Here is a 12,443-nt window from a genome sequence, read left to right on the forward strand (position 1 = left end):
AAAACGGGACGGAGGACGTCCCACCTCACCATCAGAGTATAATAACTCGCGACCGTCGATTCGAACTCTTTTTGATTCTCGAAGAACCCTTCCTCCGCCAAATCATTAAGCACGCGAGAGAGAGAGTGTGAGAACTCGCGCCCGTCGAGCGCTTGAGTTCATTGAACCACCCCCTGTCACACAGGTCGTTGAGGCCGATGAACTTCCACTTCTTCGACAGCTCCAACGACGAACGAAAACTGAAACGGTAGTTCCCGTCGACATTCTTGGCCGTATCGCGCTAGATAAGCGTTGAGAGGCGGCCATAAACGGTGCTCTTGTGATATCGCATATGATGGCTGGTTCAGTCACGCCCACTGTAGTATACTCGTGAAGATATTCTATGAGATCGAACAATCGCTCGTCACAATCAATTGTCCATGGTCGTTCATCAAAATTCACATTTAAATTTCTGAGCAGATCCATGGGTATCTAAGCCCGATTTACTCAAAGACCTGCTCATTTCTCAGGTTAGTTTAGCACAACACTGTTAAATTGAGCGTCGAATTCCGGTACCACTCATTACGGTACTAATATTGTAATGGGAAGAGGATGACGATACAACCGCACTACGAGTACAGATAGTTGAGCCGAATCTCATTTACTACGCTCATAACTTGATTCGGCAGCTCTTCTTCAAATCGTTCACCGCGAAGTCGGTGCGCAGGCCCTCCAACGCTGATTGCTCCAAAGACTTCATCATCGATGACAATCGCTGCGCTTACTGCTCTGGTCGCATTTATCTGCTCGCTATAGTTCTGGGCAAATTCCTGTTCACGGATTCGCTCCAGTTCCTCGAAGAGGGCTTCACGGGACGTGATTGTATTTTCCGTTATTTCCGGAAGGCCATGGTTATCGATGATCTCGTTAATTCGATCTTCAGACAACTGTGCCAGAATCGCCTTACCGCCTGCATGACAATGCAGGTATGAACGGCCACCGATGAAATGTTCCGTCTTGATTCCCTGATTCCCTTCAGCGTGCTCGAGATACACTGCGAGGCCGCATTCTTCAACGAGAAACCACACAGTTTCTCCAGTTTCGTCGGCTAACCGCTCTAGATACGGCGTGATTGAGCTCGAAAGTGGGACAGTCTCTCTGGCGTTAGTCCCAAGTCTCGCAAATTTTAATCCAATCTGGTACTTTCCATCGTTCTTAACTAGGTATTCGAGGTCAAGCAGGGTCATGAGATAATCGTGCACGGTGCTTCTTGCAATATCCATTCTGTCAGATATTTCAGTGAGAGTCGCAGTTTCCTCATCTTCGATGATTTCGATTATTTGGAAGCCTTTCTCTAACGTAGTGATCCTCCCCGAACCTCCGTTGTTGTTTGCCATAGCCACCAATAAGTCTCTAATTATTTATTAGGTAGTGTTCCGGCAATCAGGGAAGATTCTCAAAATCTTCGGGTATAATCGGAAGCGTCCATGATCACGGTTGTTCGTTACTTAGAAGATTTAAATAGATCGACGTAGATTTTGAGTTATGAAGCTTGGTCTGATAAGCGACGTACATGGAAATCAACCAGCACTCGAAGCAGTTCTCACCGATATGCCGGACGTGGAGCAAATCTATCATTGTGGGGACGCAGTGGGCTATAATCCGTTTCCACACCAGGTCTTGGAAACCTTCGCCAATGAAGGGATCATCAGTATTCAAGGGAACCACGACCGCAAAATCAGTACGAACATCGACTCGATGGGAACAGCTACCGAACCCGATAACAGAGACAATACGGAGTTTCGGCCGAGCGAACTCGCGCGTGAAGCTGGTATTTGGACTCACGAGCGGCTTGATACTGAAGAGATGGAGTACTTAGCTAACCTTCCAGCAGAACTAACTATCGAAGAAGGGACTACTAAACTAGTACACGGAAAGCCAGACGACCAAGACGGCCGACTCTATCCCGAGGACTACGGACTCTACCTGTTCGGAGATGAATCGATTCTCGTTCACGGGCACACACACGTTCAACACGCAGAACGTCTCGACGGACGACTGCTAGTAAATCCTGGTAGCGTTGGGCAACCACGCGACGGAGACCCACGCGCAGCCTATGCTGTCATCGATCTCGAAACGAACACAGCAAACCTCTACCGTGTATCGTATCCAATCAAGGAGGTCGTTGGAAAAATCCGGCGGACGTCGCTTCCAGACCTGCTCTGTCTATGGTTGGAAGAAGGCGAAATTATCGATGACAGGTGAGGGATTTGCAGACACGGTAAAAGCGGCATCAGTTGGGCCGAGATTGAACGCGGCCAAAGAAACCCTACACTTTAGTTACCACCGGTAAAAGGAGTAGTCGGGTAGAATTGTTACATATGACACGAATCACTGCAGCAGTATTGGAAGAGCCACGAAATCTATCAATAGGATCGCTCCAGCTCGCCGAACCCAAGGCGAACGAAATCCGGGTTGATATCCAGGCGACCGGTGTCTGTCACACTGACCACCATCGTTATGTCGGTGCTTCAGCGGTGCCGTATCCCGTTGTGTTGGGACATGAAGGAGCTGGTATCGTCGACGCTGTCGGCAATAACGTCTCATCACTCACAGAGGGGGACCGCGTAGTACTGTGGGTCCTTCCATTCTGTCGGGAGTGCGAGTTCTGCGAACGTGGTGATCCCCACCTTTGCTCGCGACGATCGGTGGTCAAGCAAGGAACACTATTAGATGGTACCCGGCGACTCTCCCGCGACGGCGAAGAGGTAAACCACTTTTATGGACAATCGTCGTTCGCCACTCACTGTGTAGTTCCTCAACAGACCGCCGTCAAGATCCCCGAAGGACTGCCGTTTCCCGAGGCTTCGCTACTCGGATGTGGCGCGACAACCGGACTTGGAGCAGTAACAAACACTGCTGGGGCCTCAGCAGGTGAACCGGTCGCTGTATTCGGCTGTGGGGGTGTTGGATCAAGCGCGATTCTCGGTGCTCTACTGGTTGGGGCCGATCCCATCATTGCAGTTGACGTTGTCGACGAGAAACTATCGTTCATAAAGGATCTCGGGGCCACACACACAGTCAACTCTCGCGATACCGATCCTGTAGAGACGATTCAGAACGTCACCAGTAGCGGGGTGAAGTATGCGTTCGAGTGTACTAGTCATCCGGACGTGGTCAAGCAAGCAATTGATGCGGTTCGTCCCGGAGGGACGGTGGTCTCGACAGCGACGAGTTCTGCCGAATACTTTGAGGTCCCTCCGTCAGCCCTCACCCATGGAAAGCAAATCGTTGGAAACGTTGGCGGCTCGCTTCGTCCCTCGATTGACATTCCCCGTTTTGCAAGACTCGCAGAATCCGGTCGACTTCCACTAGAAAAACTCGTCAGCGACACATACCCACTTGACCAACTGGATAGAGCGTTCGAGACAATAGACGAAGGGACCGGTATCCGAAGCGTCATCACCCAGGAGTGAGGCATCCAACTCATGCGATTGGCTGGGTATCCCAGCCATCGTACGATAGCTGAAATTTTATATTGGATGCCCTCAAACACCATACTAACCGATGAGAGAGTATGATTTACTCATCGATGGGGAGACCCTTTCACGCGCAGAGACGGTAACCGTGAATGACCCATCGTCGAATCAACCGGTGTCTAGTATCGCGCTTGCAAACGAATCAGATGTTGCCTCCGCAGTCGAAGCGGCTGAGTCAGCCTTCGAACGCTGGCGAACGGTCGATACAGTCACACGGGGGCACTACCTTCGAGATATTGCTGCCGAACTTCGTGCCCGCAAGACCGAAATTGCCCAACGACACACCGAAGAGACTGGTCGATCATTGTCGGATTCGAAGCGGAGCGTCGAATACGCGGCAGAGTACTTCGAGTACTACGCAGGATTGACTCACCAAATTAACGGCGAAACCATCCCGCTTTCAAACGAGGAGTTCGACTACACGCAACGGGAACCGCTTGGCGTAACTGGACATATTATCCCATGGAACTCGCCACTTTTGTTGGGCTCGAGAAGTATCGCTCCAGCATTAGCCTGCGGGAATACCGTCGTAGCGAAACCTGCTCAGCTGGCGCCGATGTCGATTCTCGAATTGGGACGAGCAGCCAGCAATGCAGGACTGCCTGACGGCGTTTTGAACGTCGTTCCTGGGCAAGGCTCGACGGCCGGCGAAGCGCTGGTCATGAGCGATAATGTGAAAGAGCTGACTTTCACGGGATCAAAAAAAGTTGGCCTCCACATTCGGGAATTGGTATCAGACCGATTGATCCCATTGAATCTAGAACTCGGGGGGAAGAGTCCAAACATTGTTTTCGCCGATGCGGACCAAGAAGCGGCCGCAAAGGGGGCAGTCAAAATGTTCAGCAATGCCGGGCAGAGCTGTTATGCCGGCACTCGACTCTTCGTCGAAGACAACATCTACGACGAGTTTATCGACCGGGTGGTGTCACGAATCGAAGCGATGGACATAAAGAAAGATCCGAACGAGACCGATGTATCGGCGCTCATTTCACCTTCGGCGCAGTCGGAGGTCACGTCGTACGTCGAATCGGCTGTCGAAATTGGTGGGTCTGTGACCACAGGTGGGCGTATCCCCTTCGAAGAAGGAAATTTCTACGAACCGACGCTCGTTGAGAACGTACCCGACGACGCGGGAGTCTCCTGCGAAGAAATATTCGGTCCTGTCCTGACCGCCTATCGATTTGATTCCGAACAGGAGGTCGTCAAACGAGCGAACGACACAGAGTACGGACTGTATGCAGGCATCTGGACAACTGATCTAGATAGAGCAAATCGCATCACGGAGCTGATTGACGCCGGAACAGTTACGGTGAATAATTACGCCTCGCCAACTCCGCAGGTACCGTTCCCCGCATACAAACAAAGTGGAATCGGATCAGAGTATGCGACAGCCGCACTAAACCACTATACCAAAATCAAGAACGTTCGAATGACAGTCGACAGAACGCTCCGTTGATGAATCGGCAGGAGAGATAGTCAGTAAGCGGATTTTTCTCTACAGGTTTGACAGACCACAATGAATAAATAGGCATAGACTGACATGGGAATGTATGCCATCAACAGGTAGAAAAGTGTCATCTAATGGCCACGACACAAAAGATCACGAAGATCTTTTAGCAGAGATCGAAGCGTCACTTGAAAAGGGCAAACTCCCGCTGAAGACCTTCAATAGTGAAACGGTCCATAAACTGGAGCTTGATCGACTATTCGGACGTGAGTGGATATTCGTCGGTCATGAATCCGAAGTACCCGAGGAAGGTGACTACGCACGCCGCTATATTGCAGGTGATCCTTTCATCTTTGTGCGGGACATGAGTGGTGAAATTCAAGTGCTATTTGATAGCTGCCGTCATCGCGGCACTAAGCTATGTCGCGCTGAGCAAGGCAATACCTCCCATTTCCGGTGCCCGTATCACGGTTGGACATACAAGAATACCGGAGAACTCGTGGGAGTACCACAAAAGGAAATAGCGTTCAAGGACCTGGACCAATCAGAACACGGGTTACATAGTGCACCTCGAGTGGACAGCTACGCTGGCCTTGTGTTCGCCTCGCTTTCGGAGTCTGGTGAGAGTTTGGAAGAGCACTTAGGGGATTTCACCTGGTATCTCGATATCCAATTCAAACTCCCAGATGGTGGAATGGAAGTTATCGGTGAACCACACCGCTGGATAGTAGAGACAAACTGGAAGACTGGTGCAGATAACTTTGCTGGTGACAGCTATCACACTGGCTTTGCGCACCATTCTATCAAGCAACTCGGCCTTGGCGGTGACGACACTGTTGGTGTCGCTGGCGCAGGGGAGACGAAAGACCGGCACATCCACTGTAACGGCCACACGACCAGTACTCGAATGGTCGAGGGTGAAGACGTATTTATGACGTACCCCGATGAGATCGTGGAGCTGTTCAATCCGGATAATGTGACGTCAGATCAGTACGAGGCCGCGAAGGAGGCACTCTCGTTCACTGGAAGTGTTTTTCCGAATTTGGCATTTCTCAACTTCGGGGATATTACTGACGATCCCAACAAGGACGTCACTGGCTTCCTTGGCCTCCGGAAGTGGCAGCCAATCGGGCCAAACAAAACCGAGATATGGAGTTGGGCTTTCGCACCAAAGCGAGCATCAGATGAGGTCAAAGAGCGCATCTATAAAGTGTATATGTCCAACTTCGGCCCATCGGGGAACTTCGAACAAGACGATGTCACCATCTGGAACGGTATCACTGACGTCGCCGACTCGACGTTCGCTAAACAGCATGAGTTAGAACTAAACTACCAAATGGGCACGGAAGAAATGAGCGAAGTGGCCTTTGACGAACAGTGGCCCGGCCCAGGCACTGTCTACGCTATCAATTTAGAAGAGGTTGGTATGCAGAAGTTCCATGATCAGTGGTTCGATCATCTCTCAACACCACGAGATGGAAATGAACTATCGAGAGACTGTGAGCAGACAAGTAAATGCGAAATAGCAAGTGAGTGTGAACGGGCAAAGGATGGTAAATAGCATGGCTACGAACACTAATCGAAAGTCGGAATTGGATCAGCTTCTCTTAGAACGGTGTGTCGAACAGTTCCTATATGAAGAGGCGGCCCTGCTGGACCAGCGCGAACTAAAAGAATGGCTTTCGCTGCTCGAAAAAGATATCGAGTATAAGGCACCACTGCGAATCACACGCGAACACGTGAATGACAGTTTCAGTCGCTCATCGTATTACTTCGATGAAGACTATGGATCTTTGGAAGCACGGGTTCAACGGTTCGAATCAGAGTATGCTTGGTCCGAACGACCGCCATCCCGGACCCGTCGTTTTATTACTAACGTAGGCGCCAACGAGAGAGACGATGGCACTGTCGACGCGAGGAGTTACCAACTCCTGTACTATGGGCAGGGTGACTCAGAATCGTATACATTCCTCGCAGGGCGCCGAGAAGACGTACTGCGTCCTAACGGCAATACGTTCACCATAGCGAATCGCCACGTGTTCCTCGACCATGCAGTCCCGAAAATCGACAAAATTTCAATCTTTTTATGAGCCCACAAACTACTGTCACAGACGAGTTCGACATAGTGGTCAGATCTGACTCGGTTACCGTCCGAAAGTTGCTGACACCCCGAGGTCAGTTAGTCGAAATTGAATCGAATAAAGACGTACAGAATTCATCATCTCGAATCCGAGTCGATGCACTCGGTCTCGAAAGTCTCTCTTGGCAAACGGAGGCGGACTTAGTCGATCGGCTCGGCTGTGATCCACCACCTGAGCGGGATGACGGAAGCGAATCCCGATCTATTGATGAAACGTTCAAAATTAGTAACGAATATGCAGACGTCGTGGTCTCGAAAATGACAATGTCGAACGACGATGCACTCGCCATACATGCACCTGTGAAAAGAACCGAACTTCAACTACATCCAGCGATGCTCTGTGAACTCACAACGTGCGAAACCGACCTCTTTTCGGAGTTCTTGGAGACACCTCATGGCCCACATGAACACTAATTAAGAATGTCTCCTACTCTCTATCGGAACGGATAACGTCCTTCGAGAACGTCCTTTCGTTAGCATCATGGATTGCACGCGAGATGTATGGTGAGCGCAACTCTAATTCGTTAATACGTTGCTGGTCGAACCATTCTACAGCTTCAACGGTATCAGTTGGAACCGCGCGTGGATCTCCAGATAATTGTCCTAAGTACGTTATCGATAGAAACGGCCCGTCGACGAACGCGTCTTGTCCAAGATATACGCCAATAAGTCCGAATAAATCAACGTCGACGCCCACTTCCTCCTTCATTTCACGTACTGCTGTTTCAGTTGGATCTTCATCCTCTTCCACCCGTCCACCCGGAAGATTCCAAGTACCCTTTACTTTCTCTTTCCCCTCTTTGACAAGGAGAACTTCGTCGGCAGTACGTACTACAGTCGAGGCAACCAAAGTGTGCATACTGGCTATTCGGAGATCACCCACTAAGTAGTGACGCTCACTGGTAGCTACTGCTCTACACAAACCCAAAGATATAATATGACATAGGTAAGGTTCATATGTAGGGTGTTATAGACCACCATGACAGAGGAAATCAATTCAGAACCAGTAGACAGGTTTCCATGGCCAGACGAGGTTGAGGTTCCGGAAGAATGTGAGGGCTGGGAGGAGATGTATCCTCGATACTTTCGGTTCGGAGAGTCCCCAGAACGAACAGAACTAGAGAAGGACCGATTCTGGTTCTGGGATCAGAAGGATAGCCCGAGACCACTCCGTCCATGGGATATCACGCTTTGTGTCGAATCGATTGTGATGCAACTCTCTCAAGCACAGAGTCGTGTATTTGCGGTACCACCCGCGATGGGTATTGATCTGCGAATTATCGCTGGTTACTCGTATGCCTCACCAGTACCATGTGCAGACCCAGAGTTACTCGAAGAACGCAAATCTGTATTTAGCGAACGTAGCGAATATATCTATGAAAACTTTGAGGAACTCTACGAAGACGAGTGGCTTCCAGCCGTCAAAGAAATTGGTGAAGAGATTCGGAATCTCGATGTCCCAGAGCAACTTCCCGAATACGCTCCCGACGAAGTCGTTTTCGAGGCAAAAGGACTTTATCCCGAATCAGTCGATATTCAAAGCGCTTATAATCGATTACAGGAACTGACACTCAAAGGATGGCAACGTCATTTCGAGTACCTCAATCTAGTTTATCTGGCGTATCTCTCCTTCAAGGGAACTTGCGATGAACTCTTTCCTGAGATCAGTGATAACGCCATCGGTCAGATGGTTACTGGCCTCGAAACAGATCTGTTTATTGCTGATAAGGTTTTAAATGATCTCGCTCACCAGGCAATGGAGTTGGGTAACGATGTCCCGGAAATTCTGACTTCAGAACAAACCCCTGACGAAAAAATCACCCGTCTCAAGAAAACCGAAGCAGGTCGCAATTTTCTTGACGCCTTCGAGAAAGTGAAAGACCCATGGTTCCATATCACCGTCAGCAGAGGCTATCACAGTGCGGACGGTTCATGGCTCGATACGCTCGAACAGCCATTCGAACATCTCCAGGAGAAGGTGACCGCACTCCAAGAGGGTAAAGAAATCCGGCGTGACATCACAGCACTTCGGGAAGAGCGCGAGGAGGTCGTCAACGAATATCGGGGCTATCTCAGCGATGATGAACGTGCCCAGTTTGATCAGGCTCATCAACTTGTGCTGAAAGTCTACAATCACGCAGAGGATCACCAATTTTGGATCGAAAACTGGCTCCACACAATCATATTCCAGAAGCTCGATGAATTCGGCGAACTCTTAGTCAATCATAGCATCCTTGATGAGCCCCGCGACATTACGTTGTTTGGACGAAATGAAGTGTCAGAACTCCTCGCAGACCTTGCTCGCGTCTGGTCGCAGGGAAAAGGCGCTCACGTCCCAAACTACTGGAAAGAGGAGGCCGAAGAACGAAAACGCATACTCGATGCGGCCGAAGAGTGGTCACCACCCCCGGCGATCGGCGATCCACCCGAGGAGATCACGGATCCGATGGTGATTATGCTCTGGGGCATTACGACCGAAACTGTTCAGAACTGGCTCGGCTCGGAGCAGGAGGAAGACAGCAATGAGATGAAAGGCTTTGCGTCCTCGTCTGGCACAATCGAAGGGAAAGCACGAGTGGTCAAATCAGGAAGCGACCTGAAAGAAGTTGAGCGCGATGAGATACTGGTCTCCCCACTCACAAATCCGGATTGGACACCAGTATTTTCAAAAGTAGCCGGAGCCGTCACGGATAATGGCGGTGCGACAAGTCACACTGCTATCGTCTGTCGTGAGTACGGTTTGCCGGCTGTCACAGGGGTTGGGACGGCGACATCCCGCCTTCAGACGGGTGATCGAATCCGAGTAAATGGGAACAAGGGGAAAGTTGTGATCCTTGGGAACGAAGAGTAACAATTATACCGAATCAAAATTAACAATACACAATGGTCGATTCAACATACACCTTGCATTTCGAGTCTGAAAAATGCACAAAAGCGAATATTGGGCTGGTCGGTGGAAAGAACGCCTCACTTGGGGAACTGATGGAAGTCGGTGATGATGTCCAAGTTCCGCCCGGGTTCGTTGTCACTACGGACTTCTACGAAGCCTTCCTCGAAACGCAGTCACTCGACAACTACATTACGGAGCGAATTTCTGAAGTTGACATCGACGATGACAACGCTGTTGCAGCCGCAAGCAGCGATATCCGAGAGCACATCGAAAACGCGTCATTTCCTCCCTTCCTTGCCGAGGAACTCAAATCATCATGGGAACAGCTACAAACAAAGACAGGAACAGATGACTTGCAAGTCGCTGTCCGATCATCTGCAACGGCTGAAGACTTACCTGACGCAAGTTTCGCCGGACAACAGGATACCTACCTCAATGTAACTGATTTCGAGTCAGTCACACAGCGAACGAAAGAATGTATGGGGAGTCTGTTCACTGCTCGAGCGATTACTTACCGTGAGAAGCATGGGTTCGACCGTGATGAAGTACTCATTAGTGTCGGGATTCAAAAAATGGTGGACGCGCGGACTTCAGGCGTGATGTTCACGCTCAACCCTTCAAATGGAGACCAATCCAAAGTCCGGATCGAGGCAAATTGGGGACTTGGCGAAGCCGTCGTGAGCGGTCGTGTCTCACCGGATAGTTTCCTCGTTGATAAACCCGTCTACAAGATTGTTGATCGCAACATTCAGAATAAAGAAAAGATGATAGTACCAACAGATGCCGGGATCGAGGAAGTAACCGTTGAGGACGACAAGCAAAATGTGCCATCGCTAACGGCTGATGAGATCATCGGACTTACCGATCTCGCGAAGTCAATTGAGAGGTACTACGACGAACCACAGGACATTGAGTGGGCGATCGAAGAAGATGGCGATAACAAGCAGTTCTTCATCTTACAGAGTCGCCCAGAGACCACGTGGAACAAAGAAGACGGTCAGAATTCTGATAACACGAGCTTCTCAGATAATTCAGCGGACCAAATTCTTGACTACTTGTAGTCTCAGACCCTCTAAGTGCCTTTACTAAATCAGCCCAAAATCACATTCCTCATTTGATGGTGGGCGGGAACATAAACGGAGTAGAATGACTATCATTACTTACTTGGGTAGATTATCGAACACGTCTTTTAGAGAATCGCATTCTCAACCCCTTCAAACTACGTTCAACGGTAATGGAAAACTGCAATTTGTAGGAAATAGTAGCTCTCAAACCCAGCACCTGATAAAGCGAGCAAAGATGCAAATACTTGTTGAAAGTATGTCCGTGACATCTATCCTCGGTTAAGCGGTCAGGACAATAGACCGTGTGTATCCAGCAGAATAGTCGTAGTAAATAGCGATCTGAAAATGAGACGTGTATTTATCTATCTGAGCCGGTCGTGGATTCCAACATAGCATTCGTCTAATCCTCAAGCAATATACTACGGTATATCTGTCAGTACAATCCCCTTAAAAATTCTTGAGTATCAATTCGGGTCGCGAGTTGACTTCGACAATATCGAATCGATCCTTTGGGATAAGGCGGTAGTTGTTATCAGTAGATGTCCTATTTTATAAAAATAGATAATCGCGGTTCAAAGCGCTATTTACGCAATTTAATTTACAATGTCAGAACCGGTTGTCCATTGCACTATTCAGATATATCGAAGTGCCATCCTATTACAGTACTACAGATGTAATCCAGTCTAATTTGACGATACTGATACCCTTAAATCCAGCATCTATAGTCGAACAAGGGGTTTGATTTGATTCGATAATATCGAAGTAAGAGCTCGGTAGGCACCGGTGAATTGAGTATATTTCTTCATTTGCGAAGCTGTCGAGTGTTACCGATGTCGTACCCACTTAACCGTAATGCGGTTGGCTGGATTTCATTCACCGATTCCTCCGAGATCGACTAGATATCGGATACAGTTTATTGTCAACCGGTACATAATGAGCAACGAATCGCTCATCGGATATCGCCGATGGGATCACCGGTAGTAGCCGTACAGTACCGAGTCAGCTGTAAAAGCATGAGTTAGCGCTGTTTTATCTTCTCATCAGACAATCGTTAAATATATATTCGAGTAATTGGGTATTGGTACCATGACGCTCAGCGAAAGCGGATGGTTACCACAGTCTATCCACGGCGCTATTGCGTTCAGTGGAGTCCTGATCATGATCGTGTTTCATCACTCCGAACTACTCGGTCTCATGGATGCGGGGTTATTGTTTGGATGGCTACCAATCCAACTCTTATATGATATAATGTATCTCCTGGTCAGCGTAGTATTTCTGTACTGGATCGCGGGAATAATGCCAGATTCACCGGACGAAACGGTTTCAGTCACACAGACTGAACGCTCAGTATCGACCGAGCCCGCGGAAAACACGGAGGGATGAA

The 12,443-nt window shown here is 49.3% G+C and carries 10 protein-coding genes; 8 read left to right on the forward strand and 2 right to left on the reverse strand.

The window, feature by feature from the left end; genetic code table 11:
• Positions 1-608: 608 nt before the first annotated feature.
• Positions 609-1,376 carry an IclR family transcriptional regulator gene (locus AC1XDK_RS16785; protein ID WP_483351113.1) on the reverse strand — a complete coding sequence of 256 codons (768 nt, stop codon included), beginning with the start codon at positions 1,374-1,376 and terminating at the stop codon, positions 609-611.
• Between the two features lie 148 nt (positions 1,377-1,524).
• Here AC1XDK_RS16785 and AC1XDK_RS16790 point away from each other — a divergent pair, with 148 nt between their 5' ends.
• The 5 genes from AC1XDK_RS16790 to AC1XDK_RS16810 all read left to right on the forward strand — a co-directional run bounded on the left by AC1XDK_RS16790 (position 1,525) and on the right by AC1XDK_RS16810 (position 7,055).
• A complete protein-coding gene (locus AC1XDK_RS16790; RefSeq protein ID WP_483351114.1) occupies positions 1,525-2,244 on the forward strand; it encodes a metallophosphoesterase family protein in 720 nt (239 codons plus the stop codon).
• A gap of 116 nt (positions 2,245-2,360) precedes the next feature.
• Positions 2,361-3,455 carry a zinc-binding dehydrogenase gene (locus AC1XDK_RS16795; protein ID WP_483351115.1) on the forward strand — a complete coding sequence of 365 codons (1,095 nt, stop codon included), beginning with the start codon at positions 2,361-2,363 and terminating at the stop codon, positions 3,453-3,455.
• Positions 3,456-3,546: 91 nt separating this feature from the next.
• Entirely contained in the window at positions 3,547-4,974 is a 1,428-nt protein-coding gene (locus AC1XDK_RS16800; RefSeq protein WP_483351116.1) for an aldehyde dehydrogenase family protein, read from the forward strand.
• 94 nt (positions 4,975-5,068) lie between these two features.
• Entirely contained in the window at positions 5,069-6,526 is a 1,458-nt protein-coding gene (locus AC1XDK_RS16805) for an aromatic ring-hydroxylating oxygenase subunit alpha (protein WP_483351117.1), read from the forward strand.
• 1 nt (position 6,527) lies between these two features.
• Positions 6,528-7,055, forward strand: a complete 528-nt coding sequence (locus tag AC1XDK_RS16810; protein ID WP_483351118.1) for an aromatic-ring-hydroxylating dioxygenase subunit beta — start codon at positions 6,528-6,530, stop codon at positions 7,053-7,055.
• Between the two features lie 477 nt (positions 7,056-7,532).
• Here AC1XDK_RS16810 and AC1XDK_RS16815 read toward each other — a convergent pair whose 3' ends face one another.
• Positions 7,533-7,964: an NUDIX hydrolase gene (locus tag AC1XDK_RS16815; protein WP_483351119.1), complete on the reverse strand. Its 432-nt coding sequence runs from the start codon at positions 7,962-7,964 to the stop codon at positions 7,533-7,535.
• 120 nt (positions 7,965-8,084) lie between these two features.
• On the opposite strand from AC1XDK_RS16815, the gene AC1XDK_RS16820 reads away from it, so the two are divergent.
• The 3 genes from AC1XDK_RS16820 to AC1XDK_RS16830 all read left to right on the forward strand — a co-directional run bounded on the left by AC1XDK_RS16820 (position 8,085) and on the right by AC1XDK_RS16830 (position 12,442).
• On the forward strand, positions 8,085-9,956 hold the full coding sequence (locus AC1XDK_RS16820) for a PEP-utilizing enzyme (protein WP_483351120.1): 1,872 nt from the start codon (positions 8,085-8,087) through the stop codon (positions 9,954-9,956).
• 32 nt (positions 9,957-9,988) lie between these two features.
• The gene (locus AC1XDK_RS16825; protein WP_483351121.1) at positions 9,989-11,056 is read left to right on the forward strand and encodes a PEP/pyruvate-binding domain-containing protein; all 1,068 of its coding nucleotides are present in this window, start codon (positions 9,989-9,991) and stop codon (positions 11,054-11,056) included.
• Between the two features lie 1,089 nt (positions 11,057-12,145).
• A complete protein-coding gene (locus AC1XDK_RS16830; RefSeq protein WP_483351122.1) occupies positions 12,146-12,442 on the forward strand; it encodes a hypothetical protein in 297 nt (98 codons plus the stop codon).
• The last annotated feature ends 1 nt before the right edge of the window (position 12,443 follow it).

The organism is Haladaptatus sp. HS23 (assembly GCF_056892285.1).